General features: G+C 40.5%; 14 protein-coding genes. 10 read left to right on the top strand and 4 right to left on the bottom strand.

The genetic code is table 11. The features are described from left to right. The first annotated feature begins 155 nt into the window (after positions 1–155). The 5 genes from ABD985_RS05705 to ABD985_RS05685 all read left to right on the top strand — a co-directional run bounded on the left by ABD985_RS05705 (position 156) and on the right by ABD985_RS05685 (position 10,941). On the top strand, positions 156–5,444 hold the full coding sequence (locus ABD985_RS05705) for a thioester reductase domain-containing protein (protein ID WP_345369944.1): 5,289 nt from the start codon (positions 156–158) through the stop codon (positions 5,442–5,444). Further along, positions 5,441–6,511 (top strand): alpha/beta hydrolase, encoded by a 1,071-nt coding sequence (locus ABD985_RS05700; RefSeq protein ID WP_345369943.1) that lies wholly within the window; start codon positions 5,441–5,443, stop codon positions 6,509–6,511. The genes ABD985_RS05705 and ABD985_RS05700 overlap by 4 nt, the downstream gene beginning before the upstream one ends. Before the next feature lie 375 nt (positions 6,512–6,886). Next, positions 6,887–8,386: an aminotransferase class V-fold PLP-dependent enzyme gene (locus tag ABD985_RS05695; protein ID WP_345369941.1), complete on the top strand. Its 1,500-nt coding sequence runs from the start codon at positions 6,887–6,889 to the stop codon at positions 8,384–8,386. Between the two features lie 710 nt (positions 8,387–9,096). After that, on the top strand, positions 9,097–9,978 hold the full coding sequence (locus tag ABD985_RS05690) for a tetratricopeptide repeat protein (protein ID WP_345369939.1): 882 nt from the start codon (positions 9,097–9,099) through the stop codon (positions 9,976–9,978). A gap of 123 nt (positions 9,979–10,101) precedes the next feature. Further along, positions 10,102–10,941 (top strand): hypothetical protein, encoded by an 840-nt coding sequence (locus ABD985_RS05685; protein ID WP_345369938.1) that lies wholly within the window; start codon positions 10,102–10,104, stop codon positions 10,939–10,941. A 104-nt stretch (positions 10,942–11,045) separates the two neighbouring features. Here ABD985_RS05685 and ABD985_RS05680 read toward each other — a convergent pair whose 3' ends face one another. From ABD985_RS05680 to ABD985_RS05665, 4 genes are all read right to left on the bottom strand, one after another. After that, positions 11,046–13,700: an FtsK/SpoIIIE family DNA translocase gene (locus tag ABD985_RS05680; RefSeq protein WP_345369936.1), complete on the bottom strand. Its 2,655-nt coding sequence runs from the start codon at positions 13,698–13,700 to the stop codon at positions 11,046–11,048. Between the two features lie 496 nt (positions 13,701–14,196). Further along, complete coding sequence (locus ABD985_RS05675) at positions 14,197–14,751, bottom strand: hypothetical protein (RefSeq protein ID WP_345369934.1); 555 nt, start codon at positions 14,749–14,751, stop codon at positions 14,197–14,199. 65 nt (positions 14,752–14,816) lie between these two features. Further along, positions 14,817–15,668 (bottom strand): hypothetical protein, encoded by an 852-nt coding sequence (locus tag ABD985_RS05670; RefSeq protein WP_345369933.1) that lies wholly within the window; start codon positions 15,666–15,668, stop codon positions 14,817–14,819. A gap of 374 nt (positions 15,669–16,042) precedes the next feature. Then, the gene (locus ABD985_RS05665) at positions 16,043–16,429 is read right to left on the bottom strand and encodes a hypothetical protein (RefSeq protein WP_345369931.1); all 387 of its coding nucleotides are present in this window, start codon (positions 16,427–16,429) and stop codon (positions 16,043–16,045) included. A 301-nt stretch (positions 16,430–16,730) separates the two neighbouring features. Between ABD985_RS05665 and hpt the strand changes: the two genes are divergently transcribed. From hpt to ABD985_RS05640, 5 genes are all read left to right on the top strand, one after another. Then, the gene (gene hpt / locus ABD985_RS05660) at positions 16,731–17,258 is read left to right on the top strand and encodes a hypoxanthine phosphoribosyltransferase (protein WP_345369929.1); all 528 of its coding nucleotides are present in this window, start codon (positions 16,731–16,733) and stop codon (positions 17,256–17,258) included. A gap of 172 nt (positions 17,259–17,430) precedes the next feature. After that, positions 17,431–17,937, top strand: coding sequence for a peptidylprolyl isomerase (locus ABD985_RS05655; protein ID WP_345369928.1), 507 nt, complete (start codon positions 17,431–17,433; stop codon positions 17,935–17,937). 61 nt (positions 17,938–17,998) lie between these two features. Then, complete coding sequence (nuoK, locus tag ABD985_RS05650; RefSeq protein WP_345369927.1) at positions 17,999–18,304, top strand: NADH-quinone oxidoreductase subunit NuoK; 306 nt, start codon at positions 17,999–18,001, stop codon at positions 18,302–18,304. Between the two features lie 44 nt (positions 18,305–18,348). Beyond that, positions 18,349–20,394 carry an NADH-quinone oxidoreductase subunit 5 family protein gene (locus tag ABD985_RS05645; RefSeq protein ID WP_345370236.1) on the top strand — a complete coding sequence of 682 codons (2,046 nt, stop codon included), beginning with the start codon at positions 18,349–18,351 and terminating at the stop codon, positions 20,392–20,394. A 173-nt stretch (positions 20,395–20,567) separates the two neighbouring features. Continuing rightward, on the top strand, positions 20,568–22,316 hold the full coding sequence (locus ABD985_RS05640; RefSeq protein WP_345369925.1) for a complex I subunit 4 family protein: 1,749 nt from the start codon (positions 20,568–20,570) through the stop codon (positions 22,314–22,316). The last annotated feature ends 147 nt before the right edge of the window (positions 22,317–22,463 follow it).

Here is a 22,463-nt window from a genome sequence, read left to right as displayed (position 1 = left end):
TAGTGAAAAAAGGTATTATATTCAATTTTATTTTTTAGCAACTATAGACTGGATTGCTAGTAGATCAAGTGTGTATTAAATCGTCAGAAGACTTGGGATTTACTCCACTAGACGTGATGTAGCAGGTCTATTTTTTAATTTTCTTTTGCCAAATAATGATTCAAACTACTTATGATGAAGAGAAGCTTCTGATGTTAAGCAAACAATCTGAAGCTTTTAACCTTGCCTTAAATGTAGGGAAGAAATTTTTTTTCGATGATTTCATTGATGTAAATCTGTTTCAGAAAGCCGTTTGGCAAATGGTACAAAACCATGAGTCTGGGAGAACAGTATTTGTAAAGAAAAATGGAATATTCTATAAGAAAAGCCTTGAGGTATCGATAGAGGAAATACCATTGTTTTATCAGGATTTTTCGGGCTTTCCGTCACCATCTGAGGAGATGGACAATGCTTTTCAAAAATATGTATCTACTCCATTTGATTTGTTTAACGCTTTGCCATGGAAGTTCTATCTTATAAAGCTAGAAGACAAGCGTTTTGTGGGGATGCTGATTTCTCATCATATCATTGGAGATTACCGAGGGTCAATTAATCTCGCACAGGAAATTTTGTACAGGTATAATGCACTGTTGTCGAATGATATTCAAGAGTATACTCCTTATGATAAGAGTGATTATGAAGCGGTTACTGTGAGTGCACAATTTGAAGAGCAGTTTTATGAAAAATATAAGGAAGAAATCTATGAAAAAGTGAAGGGATTGGAAACCTTTTCCCTTTCAAGCAAGCAAGTTTCAGTATTTGAACGATCGTTCAGATTAACTTCTAAAACTTATGATCTTTCTCCTCAATTACTCTTGGGTATTGAGAAATTAACGCAAGAACTAAAAGTAAGCCCTTTAGCAGTATTCCTTTCTGCTACTCAAATTTATCTTTCCAAGTTTTCTACACAAAGGCAGTATGTACTAGGGCTTCCTGTAGACCTGAGACCAGGAAAAGGGTATGTTAAGGCAATTGCTTACTTGTCCAAGATTCATCCTTATTATGTGAATCTTACGCAAGTAGCTACGTATCAGGACTTACTTGTTTACAATGCCAAAGAGGTACGGGGAGTGGTGAAAAAACGTTACTTCCCATTTAGTAAGTTGCAGCAGGAGTACAAGGGAGAGCAACTCCCTCAATTGAATATATTGTTTAATTTCTTTGAAGAAAGAAAAGTTAACCTGAAGTCGTCTTTAGTGGAAATGACGACTGTCAATGAGGCCCTGACACATTCTACTGTTGATCTGTGGTTTACTGTCACTAAAAATACTCAGGGAGTATCCTTGAAATTGGAGTACTCCAACGATTTATTTGCAGGGGAGGAGTTTGAAGACTTTGAGACAACGATGATTTCAATTCTGACTGAAATAGTTACTCGCAAGCATACTCAAATTGAATACCTGAAGGAGGAGAAAGAGACTGCAGAGGTATACCTGTCCAGTAGTTTTACACTTGACCCGATTGATGCACCCCTTAATCAGTTGACAGAAAAAGCTCCTTTCCATATTAATATTAAGCATCAACCTTATAATCAGGTTTTTCAAACGTTGCTATCCAGTAATATTGATGTAGGGAAATATAGTACGATCAGCATCTTACTAAGAATAGAGGACTTCTTTAGAAATAAAAATTTGGAAGAACTTCAGGAAGTGGAAGTGATTCAGGTTTGTGATGAATTATCTCAGGCTATCAGTCAGTCTGTGGAGACTAAGCAAATGGAACATCAGGTGATTGTATGTCCATCAGAGTCTGCTGAGCCGTTATTTCAAAAGTATACCCATCGATTGATTGATCAATTGAAACAGTTGGATGGAGTCGTGCTAACTAACCTTCAGAGCTATAGTACGCCCGATCTTTTCAATAAGTACACGAATGCAGTGGCTCATATCCCTTATAATGAGAAAGGGTATCAGGAATTTGCTTACCATGTAGCAAAATATCAATATGAGAAATCCACTACGGAACCAAAGGTCTTGGTCTTGGATTGTGATAATACTTTATGGAAAGGAGTCATTGGAGAAGATGGATTAGGAGGTATTAAAATACCGGAAGTCTATAGGGCTTTTCAGCAAAAGCTAATTGATTGTTATGAGCAGGGATATTTATTGACACTCTCTTCGAAAAATAACGAAGAGGAGGTTTGGCAGGTATTTGATGAGCATCCGGATATGCTATTGAAAAGGGAGCATATCGTTACTGCTCGAATATCCTGGGATACAAAAGCTTCATCGATTATTAGTATTGCCGATGAGCTGAACCTGTCTACAGATTCTTTTGTGTTTATAGATGATAATCCTGCTGAGCTGGAGCAGTGTCAACAAAGTATACCGGAAGTATTAGTGCTCAGGTTCCCTCAAAAGGAAGAGGATATTCGTCTTTTTACAAAGGAAAATTGGGTAATCAACAGAATGCCAAAGAAGGTGTTTTTCAATCGAACAGTTACCTATAAGCAAGAAAATGAACGAAAACGTGCTTTGCAGTATACCGCCTCTATAGAAGAGTATGTAAAGCAACTCCATCTTGAAGTGGGTTTTGAATCGGTCAGTAAGGAGAACATAGAAAGAGCGTATCAATTGATTCAACGTACCAATCAGTTTAACCTGACAGCGGAAAGAATGACACTAGAAGGACTTAAAAGCAAGCTGGAGGCAAACGTATTTGATGCCTTGCTGATGAGTGCAAAGGATAAGTTTGGGGTGTACGGAATCGTAGGGTTGGTTTTGTTTAGTATAGAAGATGATTGCTTGTTGATTCAAAACTTATTATTGAGCTGTAGGATCTTGGGTAGGGGAGTGGAGCAGTTTATTTGCCAAAAAATTTATGAAATAGCAGAGGAGAATGCCTTGAAACAGGTGGGATTCTCGTTGGTAGATACCCAAAGAAATAAACCAGCCCAAAACTTCTTGCGTCAGGTTTCAGGACAAGAGTTAACGACTATCGTTCGTCAGGCAGGAGTAACGTTGAATGTTCAAGAGCTGTTAGAAACCAAGAGCAGTCAGTTCTTTGAAAGTAAAAAACAGAAGCAAAATGGCGTCATTGAAAAAACGAAATCATCTACTAATAAAAAAGTAGAAACAGACTATGTGACCGCTGTACTCCAAACGTTTAAGCAAAAAAATGAAGAAGAATGTACTGAAAGAAGTACCGTAATAGACTATAATGAGGAACTCAAGAGAATGTGGCTGAAAGCCACGAATAGTAGGGAGTTGTTCCCTCATAGTTCTTTTACAGACCATGGAGGGAACTCCTTGGAAAGTGTTTTTTTATTAAGTGAGTTGAATGAGAAGTTCAATATAGATATCAGCATTAATGACTTGTTTAAGAATAATACGTTTGATGCATTGAACAGGTTGGTGGCTGAGAAAAGAAACAGCACTGTCCCAGACTATCTAGAGAGTGAGGTGAGTCAATTGTATCAGGATGCAGAGCTGTCTCTACAGGATGTTCCATACCAGAAAAATATCAGCGAGCAAATCATTTCCTCTGAACATATATTATTAACAGGTGCTACGGGTTTTGTAGGTATTCATTTACTGAAAGAATTACTTCGTACGCCTACTGTTCAAAAAGTCACTTGTCTTGTTCGAAGTGAAAATAAAGAACATGCTTATCGTCGACTTGGGGAGGCTGCTACGAAATACCGCTGTGACTTCTCTGAGTTAGAATGGCAGAAAATAGTATGTTTGAAGAGTGACTTGGCCGAAGAACACCTTGGGCTTTCGGTAGCGACTTGGCATGAATTAGCAACCTCTGTATCAAGAATATTACATTGTGGGGCAAGTGTAAACTTCTTTGAGACCTATGAGAATCAAAAGCAGGCGAATGTGGAAAGTACACGTTGGCTATTGAAATTGACGGTAGCAGAGAAGGAGAAGACATTGACGTATATCTCTTCGGTAGGTGTTTTTCATCAGGAAGAAAACCTATCACTAAACTCTTTTGAAGAGACGTTTGCCACAGGAAATCCGAGTTTACTGATTACGGGTTATCAGAAAACCAAGTGGGTTGCTGAGAAGATGATTGCTAGAGCAGTTGAACGAAATGTCAAGGCGCAAGTTATCCGACTAGGTACGATTGCAGGAAATACAGACACGGAAGTTATTAACGCTTTAGACTTGTTTGTTCATCTAATGTCTGGAGGTTACCGACATGGCTTTGCTCCAGAAATGCGACCCATGGATTTCCTTCCGGTTAACTTTATTTCCTATGGAATCTCCTTGATCTTGAATAAGGGAAGTTATGCTGGAAATATCTATAATTTGGTGAATGAGAATGTCCTCTCTGTAGGAACGATGAAGATGTGGTCCAACTTTGGAGGGCAAGCACTGGAAATATACCCGTACCAGGAATGGTTGGAGAAACTTCAGGAATATTTTGTAGAGCACCCGGAAGATAGCCTGAGAAAATACCTTCCATTGTTGAAAGGAACTAATGGTCGAAAGAGCTTCATGGAAGTATTACTACAATCGCCAGTAGTCGATGTGACAAATACCAAAGCATTATTTAAAGACAATAATCTGAGGTACCCGAAACTTGACCAGAAATTATTGTTGAACTATAAAACAGTCTATCTTCAAGAGGGGTTGCTTGAAAAGGATGGCTTTTCTAAGCAGGTTGATTCGAAGAATATTTTTTGGTTTGATGAAGATATGAGTGGGTATGTTACTCTGATCGCTCAACAACAAAAACTTAGTGATGAGGATTTCTATGAGGCTTATAAGAAGGGAAAGAAAGAAAGGAATGGGATTCACTTTTTGACGAAAGGACATGTAACGGACTATTTATCATTAATTAATGATCGTAAAGTGTACCTGACGGGAGAGATCCTTTGCCCTGCTATTAGTAAGGAGCCATTGAAACTATCTGAAGGCTTTTTTGAAATTACTCCTTTTGGAGGGTATAGTCCAGGAAGGAAAGATTCATTGATTTATCTGAATTACGAAGTCAAATGCTATAGTTCGGAAAAAGACTACCTGTTCAAAGGGTATAAAGTTTCCAAAAACTATCCGAATATGTTCTACGAAGTGTCTACCATCTTATTTACCATTGAAGAGGAAGGGAACCCTGAAGTACGATATGTAGGAACCATCAATACTCCATTTGAGCAATTGTTTAGGGATCAGTTGATGAATATGGAGTTTAGACACGGAGTTTCGGACCATGACAAGCTTAAAAGTAGAGTCATGTGGATGGGAACATTAATGTTTTTTGCTACTAAAAATTACCTCAACCTGTATTTGCGTGACCATACCATTACATGGGATGAGGTGTACGAGAGTCTAAAGTCTGTTCCTGAGTTGGAAAGTTTAGTTAACAGGTATATAAAGCGATTCAAGTCGGTGAAGAAGTTTGGAGTGTTGGCAAATGTAATTGATTCACAAGTCAAGAAGTGGTTTAGAAAATGATAGAAACAAAGAGATATTTTGATATAAGACAGGTTGAGAACGCAGAAGTGACCACATATACATTGATGACCATCGACGATGTTGAGTTGACCTTGACAAGGGTGCAACGTTCATCAGATACCGATGCTGTATTGATGCTGCATGGGTTGTCTTCTAGTTCTAAAATGTTTACAGGAAGGGAATGGTATAACCTTACTTGTTATATGATAGATCATGGAATAGGTGATGTATGGTTATTGGACTGGAGAGGAAGTGCTGAGTATGGTACAAAGTACGTACATAGGGAAGATAGTGCAGATGATGTAGCCTTTAAGGATATTCCTTTGGCAGTGGAGTTTATACAGCAGCAGATTGAAAACGGCTTGCATATTATAGGACATTGTATTGGAGCAATGACTCTTTCTATGGCATTGGCAAAAGGTACTATTCAGCATGTCAAGAGTGCAATAATCACAAGTATTGGTTTATTTCCCAAATTGAATAATCTGACGACAGCGAAGTTGTATGCAGTACCTCAGTTGGCAGAAAAGCTATTGGATATAGATTATTTTTCGATGAATGCCGATCAGGTTAATCCACAGGATGGTCAGTTTATGATTCACCAACTTGCTAATTTGGGAAGCAATGAGTGTGAACATCCAACTTGTAAGATGTTGAGCTTTGTATGGGGTACCGGACATGAATCTACGATATTCAAGCACAAGCATTTGCCGAAAGAAACCCATGAGCGCTTGGAGGAGTATTTTGGAGCTGTGTCTTCTTCTTATTTTAGACATTTCCAGAAGATGTTACAGCATCAGGCTGTGGTGAATACAGATGCATCTGAGAACTATCTTGACCAAGTAGAAAACATCAAAACACCTATGTTATTGATGACTGGAAAGGATAACCGGTGCTGGCATGATGCTATTCAGGAGTATGCTAAGTTACTGGATAGGTTCTTCCCTTCTGTTAACTATGAAAAGTTTGTTATTCCTGACTATTCACATAATGATGTGTTTATGGGTAAGAATGCTTACTTGGATGTGTTTCCAGAAGTTTTGGCATTTATAAAGAAATACAGTTAGAATTTGTTTGGAATACTGATTTAGATAGAAAAAAAATCTGTAACCTGTTCAAATTGATTCAAATTTGAGAATAATAGTGGTTTTATTTGTCGACGTACGTAGTGAAATTTGAGTCGATTTGAACAGTGATTAGAGGAGTATTCTATCTGAAGATGTATTCCAAATAAGCTCTAAATCAGTATTTTAAATAAGTTTTTAATATAAGGAGATTTTAAAGTAGGCCTTCCAAAGAGACGCTCTTTGAAGTGTAAGGTAAGCGTTTAATAGTGGCTTATTTTATGATGATTTGCATAAGCACTTATATTTTTAGATATTCTCCTCCAAAAATCACTGCTGACAAACGAATCAACGCTAACACCGCTAAACAACAAGCTAATGGAACAATACTTTTCATTTTTTAAACAGCATATCATCGGAGAGTATCAGACGATTGACACTCCTTATCATAAAGATTTACGTATCGTATATGCCGACTGGACGGCCAGTGGACGTATGTATGCTCCTATAGAACAGCGATTGCAGGAGCAGATATTTCCCTTGGTAGCGAACACACATACGGATACGAACGATACAGGTTCAGCCATGACTTATGCCTATCATAAGGCGCAGCAAATCATCAAGAAGCATGTAGGGGCAGGGAAAGAAGATGTATTGATCTCCTCTAATGCAGGGATGACAGGAGTGGTCAATAAGTTTCAGCGTATTCTTGGACTTAAGGTGCATGAGCAGTTTAAGGGCAAGGTGCAGATTGCAGAAGAGGATCGACCAGTGGTATTTATCTCTCATATGGAGCACCATTCCAATCAAACCACCTGGTTGGAGACCATCGCAGAGGTGGTGATTATACCTCCGGATGAAGAGGGACTGGTATCTGTGGAGAATCTGGAGAAACTGCTGCAGAAGTATGCGGATAGAAAGATGAAAATTGTATCGGTGACTTCTTGTTCCAATGTAACGGGAATCATGACTCCTTATATGGATATTGCTGAACTTACCCATAAGAACGGAGGAGTATGTTTTGTGGACTTTGCATGTTCTGCTCCTTACGTACAGATCAATATGCATGAGGACGATGAGCAAGGACGTTACCTGGATGCTATTTACTTCTCTCCACACAAGTTCTTGGGAGGACCGGGTACAACGGGTATTCTGTTGTTTAACCAAAAGCTTTATGGAAATAGCGTACCGGATAACCCTGGAGGGGGAACGGTAGATTGGACCAACCCTTGGGGGCAGCATAAGTATGTGGACGATATTGAGGCGAGGGAAGATGGAGGTACTCCTGCTTTCTTGCAAACCATGAAGGCAGCCATGTGTATGCAGTTAAAAGAGGATATGGGTGTAGAAAATATCCTGGCAAGAGAAGAAGAGCTGCTACAGATCGTTTGGGAGCGATTTGAGGAGATCCCTAATGTCCATGTTTTGGCTCCACAGCACAAACACCGTTTGGGGGTTATCTCTTTCTATATTGAAGACTTGCACTATAATTTGGGCGTAAAAATCCTGAATGACCGTTTTGGAATTCAAGTGAGGGGAGGCTGCTCTTGTGCCGGTACCTATGGACACTATCTATTGAATGTTTCTCCTGATATTTCTGAGAATATCACGTGTATGATCAATGAAGGAGATAATTCGTTGAAGCCGGGATGGATTCGTATGTCGATTCACCCAACGATGACGGATGAGGAGCTGATTTACATTATGAATAGTATACAGCAACTGTCGAAACACCATCAGGAATGGGTAAAGGAATATGATATGGATCTGGTGAAGGGACATATCCGCCATCAAAATGCCGATGCGAATCAACCTATAAAGGAGAAGATGGATAAGGCATTGATGGAAAGCTTTGGGCATTCTGTAGTGACGTCTTAATAAGGTGTCTAAGAGCTTGTTTGGAACCACATCTTTTGGAATAAAATTCCTCTAATTTTGACTGAAAGAGTCCTGATTATCCCCATAATAGAACCACTATTAGGCTCAAATCAGGACTCTTTCAGTCAATTTATAGAAGTTTTATTCTCAAAATCTGGATTCCAAACAAGCTCTAAATATGGTTAGAGTTTTTCTTCTGACAGGAAGGAAGAAGGATAAAGGAATGGAGTCTCACAGATAAAATCACTCTTTGACCATCTATATAAAAATCCTACATAAAAAATAGAGTTTATCACGGTTAATTGTCTATGAGTAAGAAAGCCTACTGAACTGCTTCTAGGGTGGATAATTTTCAATGATCAATTTTCAATTAAAATGAATTACCGAAAAAGGCTACTGAAGGAGTTCTAGCGTGTATTATTTATTGAAAATTAATCATTGATCATTGAAAATTTAAAAGCTATAGCGCACCACTGCCCTATTTTAAGAGCTCAGAGTTTTCTGCTTATACTAAATTAACCGTGATAAAGTCTAATGTAGGATTTTTTTTATGCTCAATATTCCTAAGAGGGGAGAGTCTTGATGTTTTGATGAAAATTATAGAGTCCATGAAATTCTGAGAAGGCCTTTCATGTTATGGGAGCAATGCAGTAAATAATATTTGTAAATCCTTGTATCGTTTTAATTGCTAGCTTCTCTCCATTTATACTATGAAAGTACAGGTTCTTTCCATATTACTTGGGTTATGTATGGCCATAGGGATACTCTGTTGTATTAATACAGGAGCTTTGGGAAAAGTGCAGCAAGACTCCTTGCAGCAGTTCAAGGAACCTATGTATAAACCTTTGATTGAGCGCTATATACTGGACGAGTTGAAGCAACTGAGAGTAGAACAAGAAGTGTTTAAGAAAAATATCCATGAACAGGTTGTTAATCTGGAGTTGAAAAGTGCCGATCGGGCGATCCGGTATACAACGGATACGACAACCAATATATTCTATATCATCACGATTGCGGCTTCTATTCTGGTCATATTGGGCTGGCGGTCGCTTAGTGATATCAAGGACAAAATTGAATCCATCACCGCACAGAAAATAGATGCAGTCACCCAGCAGTATGAAGAGCGATTGTCGCAGTTGGAAAGCAACTTAAAGCAGCGTTCGAAGGATCTCTTGCAAACTCAGGAAAAGCTAGCCGTGACCAATCAGGTACAAAGCCTTTGGAGACGAGCAGCGATTGAAGAAAAGGTGGAGGAGAAAGTACATATCTACGATCAAATCCTGACGGTTAACCCCAAAAGTGTGGAGGCGATGACTTATAAGGCGGATAGCTTATTGGATATGGAGGAAATCAAATGGGCGATATCATTACTGGATCAGGCGATAGAGATTGACCCTACCTATTATCTGGCGTATTGGCAAAGGGCTTGTGCCTTTGCTTTGCTGGGGAATATCCCTTCCTCTATTCAAGACTTAAAAAGAGCGATAGAGTACTCAGACCTTACGGCAGCGGAAATAGAGGAGGAGCCAGCCTTGAAGTCATTGAGGAAAACTGAAAAGTATAAGACCCTAATTCGCAATTTGAAAATATAAGCGCTTATCTGGGTCAGTATTCCAAGTAAGCGCTCATATACTGATTTTATCAGTGAAGTCTTTTCAGGATATAGCGATATACCTAAGAGACAATTATTAATTCAAAACCCAAACCAAATAACTATGAAATATGCATTGAAATTTACTATGTTTTTAGCCTTTTTGGCATTTGTTGCAAGTTGTGATGACGATGATGATACCTCGGATATTCCTGGATTGGACGAAGAAACTGTTTACCAGTTGGAGTCTGTGAGTGAGGATGGGATATCAGCTGAAGTGACTTTTATTAGGTTAGACGAAGCTTCTACAGAAGTGCGTATTGAATTATTTGATGAGCCTGAAAGAGCGGAGCCTTATCCGGTATATATCCTGATGAACACTGCAGCAGAAGGAGGGGATATTGTGCTGTCTCTGGGAGAGGTGAGTGGTACGGCAGGAGAGTCGGCTATTACCATTACCGAGACCAGCGATGGAACGCCTATTACCTACGAGGACTTTATTAGCTACGATGGCCATATCAATGTCTATGAATCACCAGGTAACTTGGATAGTGTGATTGCTCAGGGGGATATTGGAGGCAATGAACTGACGGGTGAGTCCACAGAGTATGTTTTGAATACTTTGGATGTGGAAGGTATTAGCGGTACAGCCACGTTCTATGAGCGTGCCAACGGAGAGGCGTTGGCAACCATTATGCTAGAAGGAACTCCTGAAGGTGGGATACATCCGGCGCATATCCATATGAATTCTGCAGCAGAAGGAGGGGATATTGCCTTCACCTTTACGCCAGTAGATGGTACTACAGGAATGAGTACGACACACGTGGCAGCCTTGGATGATAGTACAGCTTTTGGTTACGAAGATGTACTGGAGTATAATGGTTATATCAATGTACACTTGTCTGCCGAGGAACTGTCAACCATTGTTGCCCAAGGAGATATTGGTTCTAATGTAGAGGAATAGCCAGTTTTAAGTGAAGAGTGATGAGTTATGAGTGATAACATTTAATTTTGTTTAACTCATAACTCATAACTCATAACTCATAACTCATAACTCACAACTCATCACTATCCATTCAACGTAGATAGCACTTGCTCCAACATCACCTCATCACTCACCAGTACTTGTCTGGCCTTGCTTCCTTCAAAAGGTCCTACAATACCAGCAGCTTCCAATTGGTCAATAATTCTTCCGGCGCGGTTGTATCCCAGGCTGAGTTTACGCTGTACCAGGGAAGTACTTCCTTGTTGATGTCTGACCAATAGACGGGCCGCTTCTTCAAACAGTTCGTCACGGTCATCCAAAGGTACACCAGAACCTGAAGAGGATTCGTCCTCAAATTCGGGTAGCATATAGGCGGTATCGTAGCTTTGTTGGCTACTGATAAAGTCACATAGACGTTCGACTTCATCGGTGTCGACAAAGGCACATTGTAAACGAATGATATCGTTACCATTGGATAAAAGCATGTCTCCTTGTCCAATCAGCTGCTCTGCGCCTCCGGTATCCAGAATAGTTCTGGAATCAATCTTAGAGGTCACCCTAAACGATAGACGGGCAGGGAAGTTGGCTTTGATCATACCTGTGATGACATCTACGGAAGGACGCTGAGTCGCAACGACCAGGTGAATGCCAATCGCACGGGCAAGCTGCGCCAATCGAGCAATAGGAGCTTCAATTTCCTTTCCAGCCGTCATCATCAAGTCAGCCAACTCATCAATAACCAGTACGATATATGGTAAGAAATGGTGGCCGTTATTTGGATTGAGCTTTCTGTTTTTGAACTTCTTGTTGTACTCCTTGATGTTTCGGGCACCAGCCTTTTTCAGTAAGTCATAGCGGGAATCCATTTCGATACAAAGAGAATTCAAAACATGAATGGCTTTCTTGGTATCGGTAATAATGGCTTCTTCAGCATCCGGCAAACAAGCCAGGTAATGTCTTTCAATGGTATTGAAAAGAGATAGTTCTACCTTCTTAGGGTCAATCATCACAAACTTCAGTTCCGAAGGATGCTTTTTATAAAGCAAAGAAGTTAGGATGACGTTGATCCCTACGGACTTACCTTGACCAGTAGCACCAGCCATCAACAAGTGAGGCATCTTGGCTAGATCGGCAATAAATACTTCGTTGGAGATCGTTCTTCCCAAAGCGACCGGTAGTTCCTTATCGGTGTTGATAAATTTCTCCGTGCCTAGGACTGATCTTATGCTTACCAGTTCCTTATTCTCATTCGGTACCTCGATACCGATCGTTCCTTTTCCTGGAATAGGTGCAATAATACGAATGCCCAAGGCCGCAAGACTCAAGGCGATATCATCTTCCAGGTTTCGAATCTTGGAAATCTTGATTCCGGCATCAGGTACAATTTCATAAAGGGTCACTGTAGGGCCAATGGTCGCAAAAATGGACTTAATATTGATGCGGAAATGCTTTAGTGTTTCTACAATTTTCGTCTGGTTGGCCGTAAGTTCTTCCTCTGTTACCTTGATTTTCCCCTGAGGTGTTTCATTAAGTAGATTGAGGTCAGGGTTTTCGAAGCGACTGAGCTCGAGCTTAGGATCATAGGTGTCCATGTCCTCAATAATCAATTGCTCATTAGTGTGAAGGCTTTGAATATTCGCCTGATCAACATCAGAGGTATCAGTGACACTTAGTGGCTGAAGCCCTGTAGAAGCCTCCTCCGTTGAAGGGGTTGGAGTGGGACTTGCCGGGTGCTCCGTAGGATTGGGAGCGGGCACTGATGAGGCAGGTGCTTGCTCAGGCTTTCCTTGGAAGTTGACATCGAAAGTGACTTCGGAAGAGGTCGTAGATTGTTTGACAATATGTGTATCGTCTTGGTTCACGTAAACATTGGCGTGTTGTATGACAATACTCTTTCCTTCAGAAGTGTTTACTTTTTCGTCTTCCTCTGTGTTATTTGACCCATAAGGGACTAGTCCAGTTTCTTTGTAAGGAGCTTCTTCTATGTTATCTGTCTCCAAAGAGTCCTCTTCGTCGTCTTCTGTGAAAGAGTCTTCCTCTTCTCCCTTTTCTTTCTTTTGGAATAAGTTTTTGATCATCAACTCTATTTTCTTATCCAGGTCATTCACCTTGAAGTTGTAAATGACAAATACCACCGCTGCTGCGATTAGGATAAGAATAGTACCCCATCCTGTCAGGTTATGGAAACCATCTGCCAATAGTAGTCCCAAGTACCCACAGAGGAAGTTCAATAGGATAGGGTTTTCGTTATTGACCACAACGTATCCAAGTAAAATACTACTCCATATCATGGTAAAGAGCGTAGTATTAATAACCCTGTCAACAGGAAGAAGTTCTTTATCTGTCAATAGCCAAAATCCACTGACAAAGAGTAAGGGAACCAAGGCAATCGTACCGATTCCAAAGGTGTTGTAAATCAGGATATGAGAGACTAATGCTCCTACAAGTCCAATCCAGTTGTGTACCTCTCTTCCAGAAGAAAGCATATTGCCTAATCCTGCCTGATCGATCACACTTTGATCCGCCTTTCCTGTGAAAATAAAGGAGATCATGGATAGTAGGATGATTAGTGATGAGGCAATCATTAAGACTCCGACACTCATCTTAAAACGTTTCTCCTTCATAAAGGCCAAAGAGATGCTAGGAACCTTAAAGGAAGGTGCCTTCCATTTCTTCTCTTCTTTCTTATTGGAAGGTTTACGTTTATAGGTGTTTTTTTTAACGGTATTAGTTCCCATAGTTACGCTTGGTGATGCCTTGTATATAGTTGATGAACCTGTACGAAGTGATCTTGCTCTTTGCTTACCTCTTGAGCATCAATTGGATAACAGGTTGTGCTTGCTTTTATTCTAAACATAAAGCTCAAATATTGAGCTTTTCATCCTAAAAATATAAAACACTTCATTTAAAATGAATATTATTTCTTGATAAAATAGCAAGAGATACTCTTAATTTTAACAAATGAAGTCTATTGTTCTTTAACGATGAAGTGCAGGAACTATTGCTAGCAGGATTGTTCATATTGTTTAATTGAGCTTCGCTCGTTCATGTTGTTTAGTTGTTTGATTAATTCTCATAGGATGCATGATTTGTTTACTGAGTTCCTCAATAAAACACATACCATATAATGGGCGATTTGGTAAGCAAAGCTCAATTGAAGTCACAGAATAGATTCAACTAAACATTATGAACGAGCGAAGCTCAATTAAACAGCATGAACAAAAAGCTAGCCGTTTATCCTAACTTAAAGGAGCTTCCGATCTTCCACTGTATAAACTTAAAAACGATTTTAAGGAGTTGGTCAATGATGATGTGCTTCAGGTATTTTCGGGTAAGGAAAGAACTGCCTGCCATTAGTGTAGAGGTAAGACCTTCTTGTGTAGTAGCACCATCCAGTAACGCGAAAAAAGGGAGGGCATTGGCCGAGAGGAGCATGGCATCAAAGCATCGTTCCAATAGTTGTTCGCTTCCCTTTAGTTTTTGAGTAACCTCGTGTATTTTTTGTAGATGTAGTATGTGATTTTCTTTCCACAGGCGAATAAATTCCTCCTCTGTACATTTGGTGTCAGGGATATAGTTGATCACATCAGCATCTAATTGCAGGTGGGTAGTAAAGTGGTAAGTTTTGTCTTTGTAGTCAAAAGAAGTATTCACCATATAGGCACCTTCTGTCAGCATGACCTCCAATACGGCGTAGGTCTGGGAAGGAGCCTTAAGCTCTTTTCTCATTTGGTCCGACAACTCGGACCAGGAAGGGATATATTGTTTGTACGAAGAGATGCCTTGCATATTGATGAATGATACTTTGCAGCCCCTCACCTCAGGCAAGGGGAGTATGTTTTACCGCTTACTTTTTACTTATTAAAAATCTGTCCCAAAGCTTTTCCTGCCAACTGGCTTACGGTCTTAAATAACTCGCTCCAATGTTTGGTGGCAGCCGTAGTGGAATCGGTATGCATTTCCAGTGCAATTTTACGAATCTCTGGAGGGAGGTTGATAAAGTGGTTGGTCAAGTAGTTGGTCACATCTCCATCAATCTGCACGATGGTTTGTAGTAGCACTTGTTGTGTTCCCAACTCCCATGCTTTGCGAATGACTGTGAGGTTATCCGGTGTTAGTTCCAAGTCTTCTACTAAGTTGACATCCTTTAGCGTAAGGTCATTGTTCCAAATATAAGAAGGAAGCTGGGAAGGAATGGGAGCTAATGGACTACCTGCCATTTCTACCATGGGGATATCCCTTAGACCATCTTCTAGGGTATCCGGCCCTACATTATAACGTAGTCGTCTACTTTTGAAGATGCCAATCATGGCAGCGGATTGTGCCTCAATACGTTGAAGTATTTTTATGCGCTTATTAAGCGCGTCTTGATCTTTTTGTTCACTAAGAGTCAGGACAATCTCTTCATAGTAGTTTTTTCCAGCAGTGGCTGCATGTTTGATTTCCTTAAAAGAGTATTCTCCGGCGCCTTGCCAACGAAGAAGTTTTTTCTCTCTTCCATCACTTCCTTTGGGAGCGGGGTTGCCATTGGCATAGGCACAAAGTCCATAAGCGACCAAGGTATGTCGGTATTCATTGGCAATTTCCAGAAGCGCTACCCTTCGGTTGGTAGGCATCTTGGCACCGGTAGTATTTTCCTTAACAATGGTGTTGACTTCCAGGTTGAGTAGTTCTCCAGCTAGATTCTTTAAGTAATTCTGGTCCATAATGTGGTCTTCAAGTAGTGTGCAGAAGAGAGCGTTGTAGCTTAAAAGTTTATTGTTTACCGGTTATCGATTATTAGAGTTTATCACGGTTAATTGTCTATGAGTAAAAAAGCCTACTGAATTGCTTCTAGAGTGAGTTAATTTTCAATGATCAATTTTCAATTTTTAATTAAAATGAATTACCCAAAAAGGCTACTGGCCTAGTTCTAGCGTGTATTAATTATTGAAAATTAATCATTAATCATTGATCATTGATCATTGAAAATTATAAAAGTTATAGCGTACCACTGCCCTATTTTAATAGCTCAGAGTTTTCTGCTTATACTAAATTAACCGTGATAAAGTCTGTTATTAAAATAATTTTCTTAACCGATTTACATGCCTTGAGCGTTGGCGTGACTTTGCTCTTCTCCCGCTCTCATTTCTTTTGTCTTTGTGTAAAGTTCAAAAAGACTATAGATCGCACGGATATTATTTTCTACAATCATATGACCTTGCTCTTCCTTGCGAGAGTGAAATTCTCTTAGCCAAGTGTATTTGTCCTGAATCAGGCTTTCGCTAACATGTGTGGTAACATCTCCTTGAAGCAGGTTGATGGAGCTGCTGATTACTTTTTCGTCGGCAGCTTCTTTGCGAACGATAGTACTTTCGCCTTCTACCTTGTAATCACTTACAATAGTTTTGACTTCCAGGTTGATCAGGTTACTAATATGCTCTTCGATATTCTCAATGAAATCAGTCAGTTTATTGTTCTCAGCCATGGTTTATAGTTTATAAGTACAAACGGAAATATAATGTATGTTAAGCAGGAAGGGGATTATAAAGAAGTAATATTCCTAATAATCTCTTGTTGTTACTTCTATTTTGTTTACCCTTTCCTTTAATACAATAGTTCAATTTTAAGGATTGTCATTGAATTTTACATAGTTTAAAATAATATTTTTTTGAGATAAGCTCAGAAACTAAGAGAAGCATACAATTCATCATTGTGGAATAGCGGGTTTATTCCGATGTTTGCGGGATATACTAAAATGACCATATTAGAACTATACAATAATTCAAATGAAAGTTTGGGATAAAGAATTCGTACCGTTTATCAGTAAGGAAGAGATTGCAGGGAGAGTACAAGCATTGGGACAAAAGATTACCGAAGATTTCAAAGACAAAGAAGTTGTGGTCGTTGGGGTCTTGAATGGCTCATTTATGTTTACCTCAGATCTTTGTAAAGAGATTGACCTTCCGGTAGAGATTCAGTTTGTACGCTATGCCTCTTATCAGGCGACAGAAAGTACAGGAAAGGTGAAGGAGCTTATTGGTTTTACGAATAACGTAACGGATAAACACGTACTGATCGTAGAGGATATCGTGGATACGGGATATACCATGAATCAAATGATTGAAGACCTGAAGCAGTTTAATCCAGCTTCTGTGACAGTGGTGTCGTTGCTTTTCAAGCCAGAGGCTGTAAAAGTAGAAGTACCGGTACATTATGTAGGTTTTGAAATAGAGCCTCGTTTTGTCGTAGGGTATGGTTTGGACTATGATGGTCGTGGTAGAAATATTCCTGATATCTGGGTGTTGAAACAATAATAGAGGAAAGAATATATTCCCTCGTATACCTTGCATTTTGGAATAGCTTACTGAATAGTTGATTTATCTCCAATATTTTCCAAGGAATGAAGTGGTCATAACTAAGAGTTATGGCCATTTTTTGTATACTAGCGGTTTATCCTGTATTTCTGTTGTTTTTTGAAGAATAAATATGAAATTTGCTAAGATAACCACGAATAAAGGGGTATTGACCGTCATGTTGTTCGAGGAGGAGGTACCGGAAACGGTGGATCACTTTTGTCGTTTAGCAGAGCAAGATGTATACAAGAATAGTAAAATCTTTAAGTATATCAAGAATGCGTTGCTGCAAGCCGGAAGCCCAACGAACAAGCCTGGGGGATGGTCTGGCTTCCTTTTGAAGGGAGAGGGGCATGCTGCGAAGTTGCAACGACACGACTTTGGTGTGTTGGGAATGGCTGCGATAGCCAACAATATGGTCAGTACACAGTTCTATATTTGTCTTGGTAGAGAACATACCTATCATATGGATGGGTTTCATACCTGTATAGGACAAGTGGTGCGGGAAGATTTCGGAGTGCTGAAATCATTGGAAAGAGGGGATGATATATTAGATGTCGAGATTATCAGGGCGTTAGAGGATGATGACGCTGCTCTAAGAAAATACTCGGCACAGAAATTATCAGATGATGATTACTAGGGGGTGATCCTTGGTGAAATCATCTGTCAAACAAATGGTTAGGTGATAATTAAATGATGAGATGATACCTTTGTCCTATTTTTTAGTACTAGGCATGTTACTCTTTTGTGTAGGAATAGGCATAATCGTGACTAAGAGAAATGTCATTGTGGTATTGATGGGGATAGAATTACTCTTCAATGCAGCCAATATTAATTTAGTAGCGTTCAATCGTCTGTACCCGGATAAACTGGATGGACAACTGTTTGCACTTTTTGTGATTGTGGTGGCGGCCTCGGAGGCGGTGGTTGCACTCTCGATTATTATACAGTTGTTCAAGCGATTTGAAACCATTGAACTAAACCGACTAAACAGCTTAGGGGATTAACGCTCTCTTAGGTATGTGAAAAACAAACTTCTTATACTTTGAATATGCTCACATGGACCGTTTTGGGAAGTGTTTTCTTTCCCTTGGCGAGTTTTATAATTCTATTGTTCTGGAGAAGCCCCCAGAAGTCCGATATGGTGGGGGTGTTGATGCAAATCTCTTCTGCGTTGTTAGCTGTGGCTGCTTTTGTCATGGGACTGCAGCAGGAGGAGGCTTTGTCTCCCTATATTTTTGACTGGCTTAATGTAGGCCATTACACCGTAGCGTTAGGAATTCAGCAGGATTTCCCAGCCCTTCTGATGCTGATGGTGACGGCCATTATTTCTTCTTTGGTACAGGTGTTTTCATCCTCTTATATGAAGAATGATCCTAGTTATCGAAGATTTTTTGCATTTCTAGGGCTGTTTACTTTTGCGATGTATGGAGTGGTGCTCTGTACGGACTTACTGCTGATCTATGTTTCCTGGGAGCTGGTAGGCTTCTGTTCTTATATGCTGATTGGTTTCTGGAGAGAGAAAAACAAGGCGGTAAGGGCGGCCAAGAAAGCCTTTGTCGTGAACCGTATTGGGGATGTTGGCTTTGTGATCGCTTTAATGTGTTTGTTTGGGTTGTTTGGAACGACCAATTTACAACTACTCTCAGGACAGGTCTTGACCGTATTGGCTAATCCGGAAAACGTATGGTGGGTAGGACTGGCTGGTGTAGGGTTGATGTTGGCGGCGATGGCGAAGTCGGCACAATGGCCTTTTTCTGTTTGGCTTCCTGATGCCATGGAAGGTCCTACGCCTGTTTCGGCTTTGATTCACGCAGCGACCATGGTAGCTGCGGGAATTTATCTTTTGGCGAGAGTATTCTTTTTGCTGCTACCTGAGGTACAAGAGGTATTGGCATTTATTGGGTTGATGACAGCCTTTTTTGCGGCTTATGCTGCTTTGGGGCAAAACGATATCAAGAAAGTATTAGCCTATTCCACAATTTCCCAGCTCGGATATATGGTGATAGGGATAGGCGTAGGAGCGATTGACGCGGCTTTTTTCCATCTGGTAACACACGCCTTTTTCAAGGCAGGATTGTTTTTGGGAGCTGCAGCTATCATTCATAAGCTTCACAAACTACACGATCATAGTGATACGCATTTTGATGCTCAGGATATCCGTATCATGGGGGGCTTGAGGCACCGTATGCCTGTGACGTTTTGGTCATTTATGGTTAGTGCGGCGGCATTGGCAGGGATACCTTTATTCTCTGGTTTCTTGTCCAAGGATATGATCCTTTCTGCTTCCTGGCATTATGCAATGGCCGAAGGAGGGGTGACTTACCTACTTCCGGTGATTGGGTTACTTACGGCCTTGATGACGGCTTTTTATACGGGAAGACTATTTTTTAGAATCTTCATGGTGAAGCCTTCTGAGTTGATACAGCAGCATGGAGAGGTAATTACTGACCCAGGGAAACGAATGCGTTATCCTTTGGTGATTTTAGCGGTAGCCTCTTTGGGAATTGTCTTTTCATTAAATCCAATCCATGGAGTTCACGGTTGGTTACATCATAACTTATCGTTTGATGCATTTGACTGGAGTCTTGTAGGAGTGGAGATCGAAGTGTTATCCATATTCTTGACGGCCATAGGGTTGGGGTTAGCCTGGTGGTTATACCTCAGGAAAGATGCCTTTGGGCAGTTGGTTCGAAAGCCATCTGTCTTGAGAAGCTTATCGACACACTTTTTCTACTTCAATGAACTGTATGCCGGAAGCGTAAATACCATTACCAAAATGGCCGCTTTACTCAATAGTGTTCCTTCAGCCGATGGCATTATCGTGCGTACTACTTTGTGGAGTTCCGTAGTAGTTAGAAGATTTGATAATGGTGTAGTAGATGCCCTGGTGAGGGTTGTAGGGGTGATCAATGTATTACTGGCTCACCTTTTAGCCTTCTTTGATCGCTATTTTGTAGATGGTGTCGTAAAGGGGCTCGTATACCTGACTGGTTTTTCCGGAAAAGTAACCAAGTCCGTACAAGACGGCAAAGTACAAGTATATATCGTTTGGAGTATCCTACTATTGATAGGGTTACTCTGGATAATACTATAGTGATTAAGGTTAATGCTGTAACATGAGATCGGATTATGGTTTATAAACGATAATCAATAAGCAATAAGCAGTGTTTTATTTCATAGACAGCTACAGAGTTAACTTGAAGCACTATATAAGCATTAAGAAACTTGATATAGATAGAAATTAACAAACAAACAAACATAGATCAAATGACAGATTTGTTACTTCCAATTCTGGTGTTTTTGCCAATCGTAATGGCTATAGTGGTATTATTGCTTCCTCGCAGATCCTATGGCATGTACAAGGGCTTGACAATAGGAGCGACGACCGTACAGTTATTGATTTCCTTAATGCTGTTGGGGATATACCATACGGATATTGGAGCAGAAGCCGCAGGGGTGGTCAACGAAGCAAACTTCCAATTAATCACGAAAACGGATTGGATCACGCTTTCATTAGGGGAGTTCGGAAAGCTGAAAGCAGACTTTTTCCTTGGATTGGATGGCGTCAGTTTGCCGATGGTAGTATTGACCGCCATAGTGATGATGATTGGAGCCATCTCCTCTTTCGAAATAAAAGATAAGCAGAGAGGTTTCTATGCCTTGTACTTATTACTGGCAGGAACCATCATGGGATGCTTTGTGGCCTTGGATATGTTCCTGTTCTATCTGTTTTTTGAGTTTATGTTGTTGCCGATGTACTTCCTCATTGGTTTATGGGGTGGGAAGCGCAGCGAATATGCCGCGATCAAGTTTTTTATCTATACACTCTTTGGTTCCATCCTGATCCTTATCGTAATGATTGGGTTATCGGTATCGGTTATGGACCCAGCCGCTACGGCAATAGAGTTAGGCTTAGCGAATGCAGGAGAATTGGTGCCAACTACAGTGGTAGAGCAGGTGCAGCAAATGCTGGCTGCGGGACAGATTTCTTCAGAGTATATTGTTAGAACCTTCAACGTGCTGCGTATGATGGAGGCAGAGAATTATATTCCAGATAGCTTATTGAATATTGATGCTTCTTATATGCTGTTTGGAACGAAAGTGAGGTTTGTGGCTTTTCTGATGGTATTGATTGGCTTTGGAATTAAGTTACCGGTAGTGCCGGTACATACCTGGTTGCCGGATGCCCACGTAGAGGCGCCCACTTCTATCTCCGTTGTTTTGGCGGGTATCCTATTGAAAGTGGGTGGTTATGGTATGCTCCGTATGGCTTATGGCATCTTCCCGGATGGAGGCTATCACTTTGCCTGGTGGATCGGTTTGTTTGGTGTAATCTCTATCATTTATGGGGCTTTTGTCGCTTTGGGTACACACAACTTGAAGCGTTTGATTGCTTACTCTTCAGTTTCCCATATGGGCTTTGTAGCCTTGGGAATTGCTTCTCAAACAGGAGAAGGAGTGACGGGAGCCATCTATCAGATGTTTAGTCACGGTATTATATCCTCTCTACTGTTCTTATTGGCAGGTGTATTATACTATCGTACCAAGAACTTGGAGATCAATGATTATAGCGGTTTATATAAGAAAATGCCAAGGTATACGATTCTGGCAACTATAGGCTTCTTTGCTTCCTTAGGTTTACCAGGGTTCTCCGGGTTTATTGCCGAGGTAATTATTTTCTTGGGAGCCTTTAGTTCTAATGCCGTAAACGGTCTATTGCCTCGCTGGATGCCGATTGTCTCTACCTTAGGGTTGATCCTTAGTGCAGCCTATTATCTATGGGCTTTACAGCGTATGTTCCTGGGCAAGTTTCAGGTAAGGGTAGAAGAGGATGAATCCAAGTTGATTGATCTTTCGACTCGTGAAATGTTGATGATGGTGCCTTTGGCAATTACCACCTTTGTATTTGGGGTATATCCTCAGTTCCTGATCGATATGATGAGTGCATCGGTAGAGGTATTCATCGATTTTACCAATGAGATGGGACCGCTTTATTTAGGAACGCTATTGAAGTAAAAGGTAAAAGGTAAAAGGTAGGGGCGCTCCTTGTGGTCGCCCGGACAAAAGGTAGGGGCTGGACAGTGAACAGTGAAAAAGGTAGGGGCGACTCCAATGCTGTCAACTTAAGCCGAAAGTAAAACATAGAAACTGGTCTTAGGGTCC

The organism is Algivirga pacifica (assembly GCF_039543525.1).
Taxonomy (GTDB): Bacteria; Bacteroidota; Bacteroidia; order Cytophagales; family Flammeovirgaceae; genus Algivirga; species Algivirga pacifica.
This window is presented reverse-complemented; position numbering and strand designations above follow the sequence as displayed.